This window comes from Streptococcus periodonticum, assembly GCF_003963555.1.
GTDB classification, from domain to species: domain Bacteria; phylum Bacillota; class Bacilli; order Lactobacillales; family Streptococcaceae; genus Streptococcus; species Streptococcus anginosus.
In genome coordinates this window covers 1,660,661-1,677,779 of record NZ_CP034543.1, presented here as the reverse complement: position 1 = coordinate 1,677,779, position 17,119 = coordinate 1,660,661, and the positions used below count along the sequence as shown (strand labels likewise).

Below are 17,119 nucleotides of genomic sequence, written 5' to 3'. Positions count from 1 at the left end.
GGTTAAAAGATGAACTATACAGTTGAAGAAAAAGAATTTTTTATGCGGGAGGCTTTGAAAGAAGCAAAAATTGCACTTGACCATGATGAAATCCCGATTGGTTGTGTCATTGTCAAGAACGGGGAAATTATCGGTCGTGGGCACAATGCGCGTGAGGAGCTGCAGCGAGCTGTCATGCACGCAGAAATAATGGCGATTGAAGAAGCCAACGCTTATGAAAAAAACTGGCGCTTGCTAGATACGACTCTATTTGTCACTATTGAGCCTTGTGTCATGTGTAGCGGTGCTATTGGTTTGGCTCGCATTCCGCAGGTTATCTACGGTGCAAAGAATCAAAAATTTGGTGCTGCCGGTAGCCTCTACGATATTCTAACAGATGAACGACTCAATCATCGAGTTGATCTTGAAAGTGGGATTTTGGAAGTAGAATGTGCTCAGATGATGCAAGACTTTTTTAGGAAGAGGAGACAAAAATGAGGCATTTTGTTAAGAAGGCTATGGTTTTATCCAGATAGTAGCAGAGTTAATGTTATTATTGTTAGATTAGCAATTTTTTGCTCTGAATATCTATTCTTTTTTGAGAAAAAGAAAATCTTAATTGGCATAGAAACGAGTTTATGGTATAATACTTATCGGAGCAACAATTCTGCGTGAAGCGGGTCAGGGGAGGAATCCAGCAGCCCTAAGCGAGTGTGAATTGTGTGCTCTTTTTTGCTTTGCAAAAACGAACATAAAAAGCGAAATGAAATATAGAAATAGTTTAGCAGGAGTGGGAATTATGCTCTTCAATAGTTATTCTAGAGTGCGGATTATAGTTTGCTGTTAGATAAAATTTGTTCATACTTAAAATTGAAAGCGTTTTTTTAACTTTTTCGGACTTATTATTTCCAGAATTTTCGCTATTTACGCAAACGATTGCTTTAAAGGTTGGTATGAGATTGCGATTTTTGAAAGTTAATTATAAAAAAACAATTTGGAAACGTTTTATTCAAGAAAATTGCTTGATAAAAAAGTAGTAAAGCGGTATCATAGTAGAGAAGAAAAATTGGAGGACTATAATGACACATATTCAGTTTAATTACTCAAACGTGCTTGGAAAATTTGTTGCACCGCATGAAGTAGATTACATGCAAACACAAGTTTCTGCGGCAGATGAACTGTTGCGCAAAGGAACTGGTGCAGGAAGTGACTTCCGTGGCTGGCTTGACCTTCCAGAAAACTATGACAAAGAAGAATTCGCTCGCATTTTGAAAGCGGCAGAACAAATCAAATCAGACAGCGATGTTTTGGTCGTGATTGGGATTGGTGGGTCATACCTTGGAGCAAAAGCAGCGATTGATTTCTTGAGCAATCATTTTGCAAACTTGCAAACCAAAGAAGAACGCAAAGCTCCACAAATCCTTTATGCTGGAAATTCTATTTCATCTACTTACCTTGCAGACTTGGTAGAATACGTTTCAGATAAAGATTTCTCAGTTAATGTGATTTCTAAATCAGGGACAACGACAGAACCTGCTATTGCTTTCCGCGTCTTCAAAGAACTTTTGATTAAAAAATATGGTGAAGCTGAAGCTAACAAACGTATCTATGCGACAACTGACCGCCAAAAAGGTGCAGTTAAGGTGGAAGCAGATGCCAATGGTTGGGAAACATTTGTGGTGCCAGATGACATTGGCGGACGTTTCTCTGTATTGACAGCAGTAGGACTTCTACCAATTGCAGCATCAGGCGCAGACATCAAAGCCCTTATGGAAGGTGCTAATGCTGCTCGTAAGGACTACACTTCAGATAAGATTGCAGAAAACGAAGCTTATCAGTACGCAGCTCTTCGTAACATCCTTTATCGCAAAGGCTATGCGACTGAAATTTTGGTTAACTACGAACCATCTCTGCAATACTTCTCAGAATGGTGGAAACAATTAGCTGGTGAGTCAGAAGGAAAAGACCAAAAAGGTATTTATCCAACATCTGCTAATTTCTCAACAGACCTTCACTCTCTTGGACAATTTATCCAAGAAGGTGCGCGTATTATGTTTGAAACAGTTGTCCGTGTGGACAAACCACGCAAAAACGTAACGATTCCTGAATTGGCAGAAGACTTAGACGGACTTGGCTATCTTCAAGGAAAAGATGTTGACTTTGTTAACAAGAAAGCGACAGACGGTGTACTTCTGGCTCATACTGACGGTGACGTGCCAAATATGTATGTAACACTTCCTGAGCAAGATGCCTTTACTCTTGGCTATACTATTTACTTCTTTGAGTTGGCTATTGCTATTTCTGGCTACTTGAATGCTATTAACCCATTTGACCAACCAGGTGTAGAAGCTTACAAGAAAAATATGTTTGCTCTTCTTGGAAAACCAGGATTTGAAGAATTGAGCAAAGAATTGAACGCTCGTTTGTAATTTGTATACAATGGAACGACTTCTGAAAAGGAGTCGTTTTTTATACGCCAAGCATATAATTGAGTGAAATTTTCACAAAAACAGAAGAAAAAGATAGAAAGAAAGCGCTTTATTGTGTATAATAAAAGCAGATTATACAACGGAGGCGTTTTATGTCACAAGAAACCTATATTATGGCGATTGACCAAGGGACAACCAGCTCGCGGGCGATTATTTTCAATAAAAAGGGTGAGAAGGTTGCCACGAGTCAAAAAGAGTTTACTCAGATTTTTCCACAGGCGGGCTGGGTTGAGCACAATGCAAATGAGATTTGGAATTCTGTGCAGTCGGTCATTGCAAATGCTTTTATTGAAAGTGGCATCAAGCCCACAGAGATTGAAGCAATCGGCATTACCAATCAACGGGAGACAACAGTTGTATGGGATAAAGAAACGGGCTTGCCCATTTACAATGCCATTGTTTGGCAGTCTCGGCAAACAGCTCCTTTAGCAGAAAAGCTCAAGCAAGATGGATATGTAGATTTCTTTCATCAAAAAACAGGTTTGATCATAGATGCTTATTTCTCTGCGACCAAGGTACGCTGGATTTTAGATCAGGTAGAGGGAGCGCAGGAACGTGCAGAGCGAGGAGAATTGCTCTTTGGTACGATTGATACCTGGTTAGTCTGGAAATTAACGGATGGTGCAGCTCATGTGACTGATTATTCCAATGCAGCGCGGACCATGTTATACAACATCAAGGATTTGAAGTGGGACGACGAGATTTTATCCTTGCTCAACATTCCTAAGGCTATGCTACCAGAAGTTCGCTCAAACTCAGAAATGTATGGCAAAACAGCACCTTATCATTTCTATGGCGGAGAAGTTCCGATTGCAGGAATGGCAGGCGATCAGCAAGCTGCTCTCTTTGGGCAATTAGCATTTGAGCCGGGAATGGTGAAGAATACTTATGGGACAGGCTCTTTCATCATTATGAATACTGGTCAGGAGTGCAATTTATCCAAAAATAATCTTTTGACGACCATTGGTTATGGGATAAATGGCAAAGTGACTTATGCTTTGGAAGGTTCGATTTTTATTGCGGGTAGTGCCATTCAGTGGCTTCGTGACGGTCTTCGTATGATTGCTAGCTCACCTGAGTCTGAGAGATATGCAAAAAAATCCACCAATGAAAATGAAGTATATGTTGTTCCAGCTTTTACAGGGCTTGGAGCGCCTTATTGGGATCCAGAAGCAAGAGGCTCTATTTTTGGATTGACGCGTGGAACGAGTAAAGAAGACTTTATCAAAGCAACTCTGCAATCCATTGCTTATCAAGTGCGCGATATCATTGACACCATGCAAATGGACACAGATACAGCTATCCAAGTCCTGAAGGTAGATGGAGGTGCTGCCATGAATGATTTCCTCATGCAGTTTCAAGCAGATATTCTGGGAATTGAATTAGCGCGTGCGGCAAATTTGGAAACGACAGCTCTTGGAGCAGCTTTTCTGGCAGGTCTTGCGGTTGGCTATTGGAAAGATATGGAAGAACTCAAAACATTAAATGCGGTTGGGGAAACATTCCAGCCAACTATGTCAGGGCTAGAGCGCCAAAAATTGTATAAAGGCTGGAAAGCAGCAGTTGCCGCAACACAGTTTTTCGCAAAAGAATCTAACAAATAGTTGAAAAATATAACTATGAATTACAAGTGTCGGTAATCATTTAGTATAAGATACGAGAAGAGGGATTAGGAGCCAATCTTAGTCGCTCTTCTTTACTTTACTAACTCTTTTAGCATTAAATTTTCAGACTAAGAGTGAATTACATGCGTTTTGTATCAGTTGGATAGAGTAAAATGGTGAATATGCCTGCTCTTATTGGTTTTTTTGAAAATTATGGTATAATAGATATAATTTTGGTAGATGGAGTTGAGTTTTGAAGAAAAGCTATCGCGTCAAGAGCGAGAAAGATTTTAATGCGATTTTCAAAAGTGGGCAAAGTTTTGCCAACAGAAAATTCGTCATTTATACATTAGAAAAGAAGCAAAAACACTTTCGAGTAGGAATATCTGTCAGTAAAAAACTGGGAAATGCAGTAATGCGCAACAAGATTAAGCGCCGTATTCGACACGTTTTGATAGCTCATCAAGCAGAGCTAGCGACCCTTGATTTTGTCGTCATTGCACGGAAAGGTGTAGAATTTCTGACCTATCAAGAATTGGAACAAAATTTACTTCATGTACTAAAAATAGCAAAAATTTATCAGGAAGGTTTGAGTTGTGAAAAAGAAAAGTAAGTTGGCGGGGCTTTTAGTTCTGGCTTTGCTCATTTTAACTGCATGTGGAACGAGTGAGGTCACAGCGAGTTCGCCAGATTTATGGGAAAGATTTGTGTATTTCTTCGCCGTAACGATTCGGTTTCTCTCCTTTAACGGAAGTACGGGGATTGGGATTATCCTCTTCACTTTAATTATTCGAACGGTTCTTCTGCCAGTTTTCCAATTGCAGATCAATGCTTCTCGGAAAATGCAGGAAGCCCAGCCGTTAGTGAAAGAATTGCAGGCAAAATATCCGGGACGCGACATGGAAAGTCGCAGTCGTTTAGCTGAAGAAACTCAAAAGCTGTATAAGGAATTAGGAGTAAAACCGTCGGCATCATTTTGGCCTTTGCTCATTCAAATGCCTGTGTTGATTGCCTTGTATCATGCTTTGACGCGTGTTGAATTTCTCAAAGTAGGGCATTTTCTCTGGCTGAATCTGGGTGCGACAGACCCTTATTATATTTTGCCGGTTTTAGCAGCTGTTTTCACCTTTTTGAGTACTTGGTTGAGCAATAAAGGAATGGCGGAACGCAATGGCTTGATGACAGGAATGATGTTTATCATGCCGCTGTTTGTTTTCTTCTTTGCCATGAGTGTAGCAAGTGGGGTTGCTTTATATTGGAGCACATCGTATGCGTATCAGGTGTTCCAAACGCTTTTACTAAGCAATCCGTATAAAATCATTGCAGAAAGAGAAGCGAAAGCGACTGCTGAGCGGGAACGTGAAGAAAAGAAAAAACGTGCTTATCGTAAAGCACAAAAAAAGAGAAAGTAAGGAGGCACTTGTATGGTATTATTTACAGGAGCGAGTGTTGAAGAAGCCATTCAAAATGGCTTGCGCGAGTTAGATATTCCACGGATGAAAGCACATATCAAAGTGATTTCTCGTGAGAAAAAAGGATTTTTAGGATTATTTGGCAAGAAATTAGCCCAAGTTGATGTGGAACCTATTAACGAAACAACTGTAGTAAAAGCTAACCAAAAAGCTGTCAAAGGTGTTCCGGAAGCAATCAACGCTCAAAATGAGCCCGTTAAAAGCGTGAGTGAAGCAACTGTTGACTTAGGACATGTTGTTGCAGCCATTAAAAAAATCGAAGGAGAAGGCAAAGAAATCTCAGATGATGTCAAAGCTGAAATTTTGAAGCACGAAAAAGAAGCCAGCACGATTCTTGAAGAAACAGGCACAATTGACTTATTGAAAGATAGTGACATCGTAAATTTTCAAAAATCGGTCGCTCAAGAAGAAAAGACAACTGACAAGATTATTTCTTTTGACCAGGCTGTAGAAAAGCGCTCGGAAGTCCAACCGATAGCTGAAGAGCCGGCTGATTTTGAAGATTTGGGCATTCAAGTGGAAGAAAATTATGATGTTGAAGAAGTTGTTGCGAGTGTGACGGGCTATGTGCAAAACATCGTGGACGAAATGGATGTTGAAGCTAGCATTGCAAGTGCTCATAATCGTCGGACAATCAATATGCAGATTGATACCAATGAGCCTGGTCGCATTATTGGCTATCACGGAAAAGTGCTGAAAGCTCTTCAATTGTTGGCACAGAATTATCTTTATAATCGCTATTCTAAGAGTTTTTACATTTCTATCAATGTCAATGATTATGTAGAACATCGAGCAGAAGTTCTACAAAGCTACGCTCAGAAGCTAGCTGATCGTGTGTTGGAATACCAACATAGTCAAAAAACCGACCCTATGTCTAACAATGAGCGGAAAATTATTCACCGAATTATTTCTAAAATGGACGGGCTTACCAGCTATTCAGAGGGTGACGAACCAAACCGTTATGTTGTTGTGGATATTGACAGTGAATAATAAACTAAGGACTGAGAAGAATTTCTTTTCAGTCTTTCTTTCCGTTTAGTCCACTAATTGACGTGCTTGAGATTGAGAAGAAAGGAGCTTACATGTCTATTTTTCCAGCTATTGAAACTTACTTAGCATTACAAGGACATAAATATATTTCTCCTGATAAAGCGGGAGAATTGAGAGAAATGATGCTTGATTTCAAACAGAAAGGTCAGGCAGCACGCGCGGAATTTTCGGACTTGGTTAAGCAATTTCAAAGATTTTATCCAAAATTAACTCTGGAGCGTACCAGCAACTGGATGAATCAAGCTCAAATTTTGCGTCCCCATTTTTGGAACTACTTGCGCGGTTGTGGCGATGTCACAGAACCAATGTTTGCCCTTCGCTTATATGGGAATCCGAAAGACTTTGGGGTGTCGCTAGAAGTTAGTTTTATTGAGCGTAAGAAAGATGAGACCAGTCTGACCAAGCAAAATCGGGTCTTGCAGGTGCCAATCGCAGTTCCAGTTTATTATTTGGCTCAAATAAATGGAGTCAGTCAACGATTTACTGGAACAGAAGAAAATCGGAAGTATTTGAGCCAACAAGTAAAAACAGGGCAAGTCCGTAAAGTCTTAGTAAAATACGATGTGGATTTAGCCCAAGCTACTTCAATCAGGCAAGTGTTGGATAAGCTTCAGGCTACTATGACAACTCTCATTCCGTTCTATGAGGCAACCAGAGAATTGTACGAGGTTTAGACAAACTTTCTTGAGGCTTTAGCAAAAACAATTTCGCGCTGCTATTGACAAAAGGCGTAGAATCATATAGAATAATAAAGTATGTTTAGTAACTGATCACAATAGCCGGCTAAACGAATACAAGAATCTAAGAGGAGGTATTCAAAGTGAAACGTACTTATCAACCAAGTAAAATCCGTCGTGCGCGCAAACATGGTTTCCGTCATCGTATGGCAACTAAAAATGGTCGTCGCGTACTTGCAAGCCGTCGTCGTAAAGGACGCAAAGTTTTGGCTGCATAATCCAAACGAATACAAAATGAAGAACCAACGGAAACTCGAGACCGCTGGTTTTTTGTTTGAGAACAAAGGGACAATCTGCATTTGCTCAGAGATTTTGATATAATAGAAACTGATATAAAGAGGAATGAATGATGAAAATTTTTGATACGCATACACACCTCAACGTGGACAATTTCGCAGGAAAAGAATCTGAAGAAATTGCTTTTGCACGCGAGTTAGGTGTCACAAAGATGAATATTGTGGGATTTGATGCAGAAACCATTGAAAAGTCGCTTGCGCTGTCTCGTCAATATGATGAGCTTTACAGTACGATTGGCTGGCATCCGACAGAGGCCGGTTCTTACACGCAGGAAGTGGAGGACATGCTTGTCAGTCATTTGCATGATCCCAAAGTTATTGCCCTTGGTGAAATTGGATTGGATTATCATTGGATGACAGCACCGAAAGAGACGCAAGAGCAAGTTTTTCGACGGCAGATTCAATTGTCAAAAGATCTTGACTTGCCTTTTGTAGTGCACACTCGTGATGCCTTGGACGACACATATGAGATTATTAAAAGTGAAGGTGTAGGTTCATGTGGCGGCATTATGCACTCTTATTCAGGTTCTTTGGAAATGGCAGAGCGTTTTATCCAACTTGGTATGATGATTTCATTTTCGGGTGTGGTCACGTTTAAGAAGGCTGTAGATGTGCAGGAAGCTGCGCAAAATCTCCCTTTGGACAAAATCCTAGTTGAAACGGACGCACCTTACTTAGCTCCTGTTCCAAAACGTGGTCGTGAAAATCGGACGGCTTATACTCGCTATGTTGTAGATAAGATTGCAGAGCTTCGTGGCTTGATGTCAGAAGAAGTTGCGCAAGCGACCTATGAAAATGCGCTGCGAATATTTAATTTGAAAGAAGATTGATGAAAGAAAAAATTTCTCAAGTCATCGTTGTAGAAGGTCGAGATGATACAGCTAACCTCAAACAATACTTTGACGTAGAAACTTATGAAACGAGAGGGTCTGCGATTTGTCAAGAAGATATAAAGCGCATCAAACGCCTTCATAATCTGCATGGAGTGATTGTTTTTACTGACCCAGATGTCAATGGTGAGCGGATTCGTAGAATGATTATGACAGAGATTCCTAGCGTTCAGCATGCTTTTTTAAAGCGCAATGAGGCAGCTCCTAAGTCTAAAAGTAAAGGAAAATCATTAGGTATTGAGCATGCTTCTTATGAAGATTTGAGGACAGCTCTTTCGCAGGTGACTAAGAATTTTGGGAAAACGACTGATTTTGACATTACGCGCTCAGATTTGATTCGCTTAGGATTTCTAGCTGGAAATGATAGCCGCAAACGTCGTGAGTTTTTAGGTGAAGAACTCCGTATTGGCTATTCAAATGGGAAACAATTGCTTAAACGCTTGGAATTATTTGGGATTGGATTGACAGATGTTGAAAATGTAATGAAAGAGTACGAAAGGAAGCGAGATGGCAAATAGAAGTTATATTTATTTTAAAAACGGAGATGAGGTACGTGTTTTAGCGGAGGGAATTTATACGATTCCTTATTTCTGGCAACTATTTTGGGGTGAAGAAGAGCTGCAAGCGGCTATTGATTTGTGGCAAAAAGCAGAAGAGCTTGAAAAAGAAGATAAAGAGAAGACAGAAGAATTTTATCGGACACAGGATACGGGGATTGCTCTTTCTGATGAAAACTTTCATCAGAATGCTCGTCGCAATCGCTCCTTTTTAGAGCAGCATGCTCCACAGACTTTGCAATTGTACGATGACTTTGTGTGTTACATTACTGCAAATATCAAAGAGGGCGATACGCTAGGATTTGACGTTTTAGAAATTATTTCTATGGACGAGTTGCCTATTGCTTCTGACAAACTTTTAAAAAATGTCCGAGCTATTCAGCAAAATCGACCAGAAGATTTAGATTTTTCTTTAGCGAACGAGGATTTGCTTGGGATAGCTATGGGTTTCCCAGATGATTATGCTTCAGACATGCTGCCAGTAGATAATATTCTAAATTCGGTTGCTTACCAAGATGAGTTGAAGAAGCGGCAAAATCAAGAAAGCAAGCAGGCAGATAATGTGATTGAATCCGATTCAAAAGGTAACAAACGCCGGATTCATCCAGCATTTTGGATTTTGCTTGTGCTAGGAATTATGCGGATTTTATATATTTTATTCAGCTAACAGATAGAAAAGAGATTTATGAGAATTGCGGATTATAGTGTGACGCGAGCTATTTTAGAGCGTCATGGCTTTACTTTTAAAAAATCATTCGGTCAGAACTTTCTGACGGATACCAATATTTTACAAAAAATTGTGGACACAGCTGAGATTGATGAGAATGTTAATGTTATCGAAATCGGACCAGGCATCGGAGCTCTAACTGAGTTTTTGGCAGAAAATGCAGCCGAAGTTATGACTTTTGAAATTGATGAGCGCTTGGTGCCGATTTTGGCAGATACTTTGCGGGATTTTGACAATGTGCGCGTGGTCAATGAAGATATTCTTAAGTCAGACTTGCAAGCCCGAATCAAGGAATTTGCTAATCCAAATCTTCCTATCAAAGTGGTGGCCAACCTGCCCTACTATATTACCACTCCTATCCTCATGCACTTGATTGAGAGTGGCATTCCTTTTAGTGAATTTGTCGTGATGATGCAGCGAGAAGTGGCTGATCGTATCTCGGCGCAACCCAATAGTAAATCTTATGGCAGTTTGTCAATAGCGGTGCAGTATTATATGACCGCCAAGGTCGCTTTTATCGTACCACGAACAGTCTTTGTTCCTGCTCCAAATGTGGATTCGGCTATCCTCAAGATGGTCCGCAGAGACCAGCCAGCAGTTGAGGTCAAAGATGAGTCATTATTCTTCAAAGTCTCAAAAGCTAGCTTTACTCACCGCCGGAAAACCCTCTGGAATAATCTGACCAGTTATTTTGGGAAGTCTAATGAAGTCAAAACAAAGCTAGAGTCCGCTTTGGACAATGCTGAGTTATCTCCAAGTGTACGAGGAGAAGCGCTTGATTTGCAAGAATTTGCACGTTTAGCAGACAGCTTATATGACGAAGGGTTCAGATAAGTTGAATAATATTGTAAACAAAAAGCCTCACTAAGTTCGTCTTAGTGAGGTTCTTTATAAGGAAAGGACGGGATTTGAACCCGCGCATGAATAAAATCCATTTGCCGGATTTCGAGTCCGGTGCCGTACCAAGCTGGGCCACCTTTCCAAAATTTAGAATAAGCAATTTTTGAATGGGCTCGATAGAAGCATTCAAAATAGGCTATTTCGTTTTAGGCGAGAAGACAAAGCGCAGCATAAGCTGCAATACCAAAACACCTAACAAAATAAAAATGCGGAAAAAGGGATTTGAACCCTCACGTCCGAATGGACACATGCGCCTGAAGCATGCGCGTCTGCCGTTCCGCCATTTCCGCTCGGTATCTATTATACCACATTAGAAACGTTTTTCATCATTTTTTTTTGCACTGAAAAGCAAAATACTGGTTTTTTTGTTATAATGAACTTATTAAGCGTTAAAGGAGTCCATTTGAAAGGAACAATTGTGAAAGCCTTGGCTGGCTTCTATTATGTAGAGTCAGAAGGCAAGGTGTATCAGACCAGAGCCAGAGGGAATTTTCGTAAGAAAGGTCAAACTCCCTATGTGGGAGATGAGGTCGAATTTTCTGCTGAGAAAGATTCTGAAGGATACATTTTAAAAATAGCAGAGCGAAAAAACAGTCTAGTGAGGCCGCCCATCGTTAATATCGATCAGGCTGTCGTGATAATGAGTGCCAAAGAGCCAGATTTTAATCCCAATCTTTTGGATCGGTTCTTAGTTCTTTTGGAGCAGAAAGCCATTCATCCGATTATTTATATCAGTAAATTGGATTTGTTGGAGGACGACAAAGAGCTAGATGCTTTTCTTGATGTTTACCAAGCGATTGGTTATGATACTGCCAAAACAGTCGCAGAACTGTTGCCATTTTTGACAAGTAAAAAGACGGTTTTCATGGGGCAGACAGGAGTTGGCAAATCCACTTTGCTCAATAAAATCGCACCAGATTTGCAATTAGAAACAGGTGAGATTTCAGAGAGTCTAGGTCGCGGTCGTCATACGACACGAGCTGTCAGTTTTTACACTCTTAATGGAGGAAAACTTGCGGATACTCCGGGATTTTCTTCCTTGGATTACGAAGTGGACAATGCGGAGGATTTAAACCGAGCATTTCCTGAAATTGCCGAAGTCAGTCGTGGCTGCAAATTCCGAACGTGTACTCATACGCATGAACCGAGCTGTGCAGTGAAACCTGCTGTTGAAAATGGAACAATTGCAGCCTTTCGATTTGAAGATTACCTGCAATTTTTGAGTGAAATTGAACATCGTCGTGAAACCTATAAAAAAGTAGTTAAAAAGCAGCCTAAATGAGGAGGAAGCCAAATGAAATCATATAAAATTGCACCGTCTATTTTAAGTGCAGACTATGCAAACTTTGAATCAGAATTGAAAAAATTAGAAGCCACAGGGGCAGATTACGCTCATATTGATATTATGGACGGACATTTTGTACCCAATATCAGCTTCGGTGCGGGTGTGGTAGCGAGCATGCGACCACATAGTAAGTTGGTGTTTGATTGTCATCTCATGGTCTCCAATCCAGAACACCATATTGAAGATTTTGCTCGTGCGGGTGCAGATATTATCAGCATCCACGCTGAAGCAACACCACATATTCACGGAGCTTTGCAAAAGATTCGGGCAGCTGGTGTCAAGGCAAGTGTTGTTATCAATCCGGGAACGCCTGTTGAAGCGGTGAAAAACGTACTTAATCTAGTTGACCAAGTCTTAGTAATGACTGTCAATCCGGGCTTCGGTGGACAAGCTTTTCTACCAGAAACAATGGATAAAGTACGCGAATTAGTCGTTTTGAGAGAAGTGAACCAACTAGACTTTGATATTGAAGTAGACGGTGGTATTGATGATGAAACCATTGGCATTGCCAAAGAAGCTGGTGCCAATGTCTTTGTGGCAGGTAGTTACGTTTTCAAAGGTGATGTCGCTCATCAGGTTCAAACCTTGAAAGAAGCATTGCATGATTAAAATTGCTCTCTTTGCTGGTGGGACGATAGATAATTTTCAAATGGATTTTGACCTCTTTATCGGGGTAGATAGGGGAAGCTTGTTTCTCATTGAACAAGGCATTTGCCCAGATTTAGCGGTCGGTGATTTTGATTCTGTTTCGGAGGAAGAGTTGGCTTTGATTTGTTCTCAATCGAAAGAGGTACTTCAAGCACAACCTGAAAAAGATGATACGGATTTAGAGTTGGCTGTCAAAGCTGTTTTTGCACGTTCTCCACAGGCGCAAGTGACGATTTTTGGTGCTTTTGGCGGGCGCTTGGATCATACTTTGGCAAATATTTTCTTGCCGAGTAATCCAGAAATTACTCCTTATATGCAGCAAATTCGACTGCACAATGCACAAAATCAGCTCTGCTATTGTCCTCAAGGGCGGCACGAGGTAAAGCCAGTAGCTGGTATGAACTATTTAGCTTTTATGCCTGCGGACAATAGTCGGTTGAGCATTGAAGGCGCCAAATATCCTTTAAACGAATCCAATTATTTTTTCAAAAAAGTGTATGCTTCTAACGAATTTATAGATGAGCCCGTTTTTTTAGAGTGCCAATCAGGTTATGTTATTATCATTTATAGCAAAGACAGGAGTTAGTATGGAGTTTGTAATCATCTTCTTATTGCTGGGAAATCTTATTGTGACCTTTCTTTTGTGGCAAAAGAATCAGCAACAGACAGATCAAGCGAAGAAGATTTTTGAAGATCAAGCCGATCAGTTATCTGATCAGTTGGATTATCGTTTTGAACAGGAGCGGCAGCAGAGCCTTTTAGCACAGCAACAGCTGGAATTAACTCTGGGAGATCGTTTGGGAGAGGTGCGCACGGATTTACATCGAAATTTAACAGAAATGCGGTTAGAGATAAGCGAGAATCTAACCAAAAATCGTGATAAGACAGACGAACGAATGCGTCAGATTCAGGAGTCAAATGACCGTCGTTTAGAACAAATGCGCCAAACAGTAGAAGAAAAATTAGAGAAAACGCTGCAGACGCGGTTGCAAACCTCCTTTGAAACGGTTTCTAAACAGTTGGAGTCAGTCAATCGTGGTCTAGGCGAGATGCAACATGTAGCGCGTGATGTGGGCACTCTAAATAAAGTGCTCTCCAATACCAAAACGCGTGGAATTTTAGGTGAATTGCAACTCGGTCAGATTATTGAAGATATTATGACACCGAGCCAGTACGAACGCGAATTTGCGACAGTTGCAGGCTCTAGTGAACGCGTAGAGTACGCGATTAAATTACCGGGGCAAGTAGAAAAAGAATACATTTATTTGCCAATTGATTCCAAGTTTCCGCTTGCTGACTACTATCGCTTAGAGGATGCTTATGAGTCAGGAAACAAAGAAGAGATTGATTTGTACCGCAAGTCTTTGTTGGCTAGTGTCAAACGTTTTGCCAAGGACATCAATAAGAAATATTTAGCGCCTCCTGCAACAACAAACTTTGGCGTGATGTTTTTACCAACGGAAGGGCTTTATTCAGAAGTCGTTCGCAATCCGGAATTCTTTGACAGTTTGCGTCGAGACGAGCAGATTGTGGTCGCAGGACCATCTACGTTGTCTGCCCTACTCAATTCGCTTTCGGTCGGTTTTAAAACGCTCAACATTCAAAGAAGTGCAGATGACATCAGCAAGGTTTTGGGCAATGTCAAATCAGAATTTAATAAATTTGGTGGCATTTTGCTCAAGGCGCAAAAACATTTGCAACACGCTTCTGGCAATATTGATGAATTGCTGACGCGCAGAACCAATGCTATCGAGCGAACTTTGCGCCATATTGAAATTTCGGACAAGTCGGACTTAAATGGTCTGCTAGATTTCCAAGATGAAGAGGAAGAATATGAAGATTAACCAAATGAAAAAAGACGAGCTGTTTGAGGGATTTTATCTCATCAAATCCGCTGAACTACGTCAGACAAGGGCTGGAAAAAATTATTTGGCATTTACCTTTCAAGATGATACGGGAACGATTGAAGGAAAATTATGGGATGCTCAACCTCACAATGTAGAAGAATTTATTGCTGGAAAAGTCGTGCACATGCAAGGGCGCAGAGAAGTGTATAACAACACCCCTCAAGTCAATCAAATTACCTTGCGATTGCCTAAAGTTGGCGAGCCAAACAATCCAGCTGATTTTAAGGAAAAACCACCAGTTGATGTCCAAGAACTACGTGAATATCTGGCACAAATGATCTTCAAAATTGAAAATCCAGTTTGGCAGCGTGTGGTGCGGGCTTTGTATGCTAAATACGATAAAGAATTTTACTCCTATCCAGCAGCGAAAACCAATCACCACGCTTTTGAGGCAGGACTTGCTTTTCATACAGCTACAATGGTGCGGCTGGCAAATGCCATTGGTGAGATTTACTCGCAATTAAATAAGAGCTTGCTCTATGCAGGAATTATGCTCCATGATTTAGCAAAGGTGCTGGAATTGACAGGTCCAGAGCAAACAGAATACACCGTTCGAGGCAATCTCATCGGACACATCGCTTTGATTGATGAAGAAATAACAAAGGTGTTGGCAGAATTAAAAATTGACGACACTAAAGAAGATGTCATTGTTCTCCGTCATGTTTTGCTAAGTCATCACGGTTTGTTGGAATACGGTAGTCCAGTGCGTCCGAAAATCATGGAAGCTGAAATTATCCACATGATTGATAATTTAGATGCGGAAATGATGATGATGACTTCGGCTCTAGCCTTGGTTGGCGAGGGTGAGATGACCAATCGAATCTTTGCTATGGACAACCGCTCTTTCTATAAGCCTAATTTTGATAAGTAAAAAACGAAAAACGAATGTTATTGCAAAAATAATGTTCGTTTTTTGGACTGATTATGATATAATGAAGAAAATAAAATAAATTGGTGAAAAAATGAAATTAAGAAGAAGTGAACGCATGGTAGTCATTTCTAACTACCTAATCAATCATCCGTACGAATTAACAAGTCTCAATACATTTGCTGAAAAGTATGAGTCCGCAAAATCTTCCATTTCCGAAGATATTGTCATTATCAAACGTGCTTTTGAAGAAATGGAAATCGGGCATATCGAAACCATTACAGGAGCAGGAGGAGGCGTTATTTTTACTCCTTCTATCTCGGATAAAGAAGCTAGAGCAATGGTGGAAGACCTCCGTACGAAATTGTCTGAAAGCAATCGAATTTTACCCGGTGGCTACATTTACTTATCGGATTTGCTGAGTACGCCTTCTATTTTAAACAACATTGGACGCATTATTGCCAAGACGTTTCGAAATCAAAAAATTGATGCCGTAATGACTGTTGCCACAAAAGGAGTGCCGTTGGCAAATGCAGTGGCAAATGTGTTAAATGTTCCATTTGTCATTGTGCGCCGCGACTTGAAAATCACAGAGGGTTCAACGGTTAGTGTCAATTATGTGTCTGGTTCAAGTGGTGACCGTATTGAAAAAATGTTTTTGTCGAAACGCAGCCTGAAAGCTGGAAGCCGTGTGTTAATCGTAGATGATTTCTTAAAAGGTGGCGGAACAGTCAATGGCATGATTAGTCTTTTACGAGAATTTGATTCGGAATTGGCTGGTGTAGCGGTCTTCGCGGAAAATGCACAGACAGAACGTGAACATTTGGATTACAAATCATTGTTGAAAGTGACAGCTATTGATGTGAAGTCCAACAAAATCAGCGTAGAAGTTGGGAATATTTTTGACAAATAGATGAGGTGAAAATTTGAAAAATATATTGGATAAATTGGATCAAAGCTCCTTGTGGCTGAGAGTTTCGATTGTTACAGTTTTGGCACTCATTCTTGCTGCGGGATTATTTTTCGTTAAAAAGCAAGATGACGCGGCGCGTGCAGCCGCTCCGACTGTAAGACGAACAGTTTCAACGTCAAAAACCTCAGAGTCGAAAGCAGAAAAGGACAAAAAAGAACAAGCGAAAATTGTGCAAGAAGCAGAAGAGGCTGTTAAAAAACTGGAAGCGGAGCAGACAACAGCTAATGTAACAGCTGCTCAGGAAAAAGTAGATAAGGTAAAAGACGAAACACAAAAGACTCAATTTCAACAGCGGATTAAGGCAGTCAGTGATGCGATTGCGGCGCGTGCAGCTAGCGAAGCAGCTGCTACAGAAAGTCAAAATGCTGTGACGCCTCAAACAGATGCAGGGCAAACGTACCAACAAACTTATCAACAAACTTATCAACAAACTTATCCTCAAACCTATCAAGCGCCAGCAACTTCAGCTACCACAGGACAGGCTGAGACCAATTCAGCTCAAACTCCAGCCGCAAATACTACGGGGCAGTAACTGGGATTTCAATAGGAAAACTATAAAAAATATATTGACAAAGAAAGTGCCGTCGTGTTATACTAATAGACGGTACTTTTTACTTTTGGTCTCTCAAAAGTGTACAGAGACGTGCTGACAAATGTTGCAAAAGTACACGCAGATG

19 protein-coding genes, 2 tRNA genes and 1 other RNA gene are annotated in these 17,119 nt (G+C 40.7%); 20 read left to right on the top strand and 2 right to left on the bottom strand.

Features of this window, described 5'->3' with window-relative positions:
- The first annotated feature begins 9 nt into the window (after nt 1–9).
- The 13 genes from tadA to rsmA all read left to right on the top strand — a co-directional run bounded on the left by tadA (nt 10) and on the right by rsmA (nt 10,635).
- Nucleotides 10–477 (top strand): tRNA adenosine(34) deaminase TadA, encoded by a 468-nt coding sequence (gene tadA, locus EHW89_RS08180; RefSeq protein ID WP_126467803.1) that lies wholly within the window; start codon nt 10–12, stop codon nt 475–477.
- A gap of 147 nt (nt 478–624) precedes the next feature.
- An RNA gene (ffs, locus tag EHW89_RS08175) (signal recognition particle sRNA small type) lies at nt 625–723 on the top strand.
- Between the two features lie 335 nt (nt 724–1,058).
- Complete coding sequence (locus tag EHW89_RS08170; protein ID WP_003026484.1) at nt 1,059–2,408, top strand: glucose-6-phosphate isomerase; 1,350 nt, start codon at nt 1,059–1,061, stop codon at nt 2,406–2,408.
- Between the two features lie 152 nt (nt 2,409–2,560).
- The gene (glpK, locus tag EHW89_RS08165) at nt 2,561–4,072 is read left to right on the top strand and encodes a glycerol kinase GlpK (RefSeq protein ID WP_126467801.1); all 1,512 of its coding nucleotides are present in this window, start codon (nt 2,561–2,563) and stop codon (nt 4,070–4,072) included.
- 253 nt (nt 4,073–4,325) lie between these two features.
- The gene (gene rnpA / locus EHW89_RS08160; RefSeq protein WP_003026482.1) at nt 4,326–4,685 is read left to right on the top strand and encodes a ribonuclease P protein component; all 360 of its coding nucleotides are present in this window, start codon (nt 4,326–4,328) and stop codon (nt 4,683–4,685) included.
- On the top strand, nt 4,669–5,484 hold the full coding sequence (locus EHW89_RS08155; protein ID WP_119055669.1) for a YidC/Oxa1 family membrane protein insertase: 816 nt from the start codon (nt 4,669–4,671) through the stop codon (nt 5,482–5,484). The genes rnpA and EHW89_RS08155 overlap by 17 nt, the downstream gene beginning before the upstream one ends.
- A gap of 12 nt (nt 5,485–5,496) precedes the next feature.
- Nucleotides 5,497–6,534, top strand: coding sequence for an RNA-binding cell elongation regulator Jag/EloR (jag, locus tag EHW89_RS08150; protein ID WP_003026480.1), 1,038 nt, complete (start codon nt 5,497–5,499; stop codon nt 6,532–6,534).
- Between the two features lie 92 nt (nt 6,535–6,626).
- Nucleotides 6,627–7,268, top strand: coding sequence for a hypothetical protein (locus tag EHW89_RS08145; RefSeq protein ID WP_049517043.1), 642 nt, complete (start codon nt 6,627–6,629; stop codon nt 7,266–7,268).
- 146 nt (nt 7,269–7,414) lie between these two features.
- On the top strand, nt 7,415–7,549 hold the full coding sequence (gene rpmH, locus EHW89_RS08140) for a 50S ribosomal protein L34 (protein WP_003026476.1): 135 nt from the start codon (nt 7,415–7,417) through the stop codon (nt 7,547–7,549).
- A 128-nt stretch (nt 7,550–7,677) separates the two neighbouring features.
- Nucleotides 7,678–8,457 carry a TatD family hydrolase gene (locus tag EHW89_RS08135; protein ID WP_022526008.1) on the top strand — a complete coding sequence of 260 codons (780 nt, stop codon included), beginning with the start codon at nt 7,678–7,680 and terminating at the stop codon, nt 8,455–8,457.
- Complete coding sequence (rnmV, locus tag EHW89_RS08130; RefSeq protein WP_126467799.1) at nt 8,457–9,035, top strand: ribonuclease M5; 579 nt, start codon at nt 8,457–8,459, stop codon at nt 9,033–9,035. Before EHW89_RS08135 ends, rnmV begins: the two co-directional genes overlap by 1 nt.
- Nucleotides 9,025–9,741, top strand: a complete 717-nt coding sequence (locus tag EHW89_RS08125) for a dimethyladenosine transferase (RefSeq protein WP_126467797.1) — start codon at nt 9,025–9,027, stop codon at nt 9,739–9,741. The genes rnmV and EHW89_RS08125 overlap by 11 nt, the downstream gene beginning before the upstream one ends.
- An 18-nt stretch (nt 9,742–9,759) precedes the next feature.
- A complete protein-coding gene (rsmA, locus tag EHW89_RS08120; protein WP_126467795.1) occupies nt 9,760–10,635 on the top strand; it encodes a 16S rRNA (adenine(1518)-N(6)/adenine(1519)-N(6))-dimethyltransferase RsmA in 876 nt (291 codons plus the stop codon).
- Nucleotides 10,636–10,694: 59 nt separating this feature from the next.
- On the opposite strand, the gene EHW89_RS08115 is transcribed toward rsmA, so the two are convergent.
- Nucleotides 10,695–10,783 (bottom strand) — tRNA-Ser (locus EHW89_RS08115).
- Between the two features lie 125 nt (nt 10,784–10,908).
- Nucleotides 10,909–10,991 (bottom strand) — tRNA-Leu (locus tag EHW89_RS08110).
- Between the two features lie 113 nt (nt 10,992–11,104).
- On the opposite strand from EHW89_RS08110, the gene rsgA reads away from it, so the two are divergent.
- The 7 genes from rsgA (at nt 11,105) to EHW89_RS08075 (ending at nt 16,974) form a co-directional block, all read left to right on the top strand.
- Nucleotides 11,105–11,983 carry a ribosome small subunit-dependent GTPase A gene (gene rsgA / locus EHW89_RS08105; RefSeq protein WP_126467793.1) on the top strand — a complete coding sequence of 293 codons (879 nt, stop codon included), beginning with the start codon at nt 11,105–11,107 and terminating at the stop codon, nt 11,981–11,983.
- Nucleotides 11,984–11,995: 12 nt separating this feature from the next.
- Nucleotides 11,996–12,655 carry a ribulose-phosphate 3-epimerase gene (rpe, locus tag EHW89_RS08100; RefSeq protein WP_003026463.1) on the top strand — a complete coding sequence of 220 codons (660 nt, stop codon included), beginning with the start codon at nt 11,996–11,998 and terminating at the stop codon, nt 12,653–12,655.
- A complete protein-coding gene (locus EHW89_RS08095; protein WP_126467790.1) occupies nt 12,648–13,280 on the top strand; it encodes a thiamine diphosphokinase in 633 nt (210 codons plus the stop codon). The genes rpe and EHW89_RS08095 overlap by 8 nt, the downstream gene beginning before the upstream one ends.
- A gap of 1 nt (nt 13,281) precedes the next feature.
- Nucleotides 13,282–14,538: a DNA recombination protein RmuC gene (locus EHW89_RS08090; RefSeq protein ID WP_126467788.1), complete on the top strand. Its 1,257-nt coding sequence runs from the start codon at nt 13,282–13,284 to the stop codon at nt 14,536–14,538.
- Nucleotides 14,528–15,472: a 3'-5' exoribonuclease YhaM family protein gene (locus tag EHW89_RS08085; RefSeq protein ID WP_126467786.1), complete on the top strand. Its 945-nt coding sequence runs from the start codon at nt 14,528–14,530 to the stop codon at nt 15,470–15,472. The genes EHW89_RS08090 and EHW89_RS08085 overlap by 11 nt, the downstream gene beginning before the upstream one ends.
- 91 nt (nt 15,473–15,563) lie before the next feature.
- Nucleotides 15,564–16,382 (top strand): pur operon repressor, encoded by an 819-nt coding sequence (gene purR, locus EHW89_RS08080; RefSeq protein WP_003026455.1) that lies wholly within the window; start codon nt 15,564–15,566, stop codon nt 16,380–16,382.
- Between the two features lie 13 nt (nt 16,383–16,395).
- Entirely contained in the window at nt 16,396–16,974 is a 579-nt protein-coding gene (locus tag EHW89_RS08075; RefSeq protein WP_126467784.1) for a hypothetical protein, read from the top strand.
- Nucleotides 16,975–17,119: the final 145 nt, after the last annotated feature.

Bases quoted from the DNA above. Each gene is read 5' to 3' on its own strand.
- tadA (WP_126467803.1), top strand. From the start codon at position 10: ATGAACTATACAGTTGAAGAAAAAGAATTTTTTATGCGGGAGGCTTTG.
- EHW89_RS08170 (WP_003026484.1), top strand. From the start codon at position 1,059: ATGACACATATTCAGTTTAATTACTCAAACGTGCTTGGAAAATTTGTT.
- glpK (WP_126467801.1), top strand. From the start codon at position 2,561: ATGTCACAAGAAACCTATATTATGGCGATTGACCAAGGGACAACCAGC.
- jag (WP_003026480.1), top strand. From the start codon at position 5,497: ATGGTATTATTTACAGGAGCGAGTGTTGAAGAAGCCATTCAAAATGGC.
- EHW89_RS08145 (WP_049517043.1), top strand. From the start codon at position 6,627: ATGTCTATTTTTCCAGCTATTGAAACTTACTTAGCATTACAAGGACAT.
- EHW89_RS08135 (WP_022526008.1), top strand. From the start codon at position 7,678: ATGATGAAAATTTTTGATACGCATACACACCTCAACGTGGACAATTTC.
- rnmV (WP_126467799.1), top strand. From the start codon at position 8,457: ATGAAAGAAAAAATTTCTCAAGTCATCGTTGTAGAAGGTCGAGATGAT.
- EHW89_RS08125 (WP_126467797.1), top strand. From the start codon at position 9,025: ATGGCAAATAGAAGTTATATTTATTTTAAAAACGGAGATGAGGTACGT.
- rsmA (WP_126467795.1), top strand. From the start codon at position 9,760: ATGAGAATTGCGGATTATAGTGTGACGCGAGCTATTTTAGAGCGTCAT.
- rpe (WP_003026463.1), top strand. From the start codon at position 11,996: ATGAAATCATATAAAATTGCACCGTCTATTTTAAGTGCAGACTATGCA.
- EHW89_RS08095 (WP_126467790.1), top strand. From the start codon at position 12,648: ATGATTAAAATTGCTCTCTTTGCTGGTGGGACGATAGATAATTTTCAA.
- EHW89_RS08090 (WP_126467788.1), top strand. From the start codon at position 13,282: ATGGAGTTTGTAATCATCTTCTTATTGCTGGGAAATCTTATTGTGACC.
- EHW89_RS08085 (WP_126467786.1), top strand. From the start codon at position 14,528: ATGAAGATTAACCAAATGAAAAAAGACGAGCTGTTTGAGGGATTTTAT.
- purR (WP_003026455.1), top strand. From the start codon at position 15,564: ATGAAATTAAGAAGAAGTGAACGCATGGTAGTCATTTCTAACTACCTA.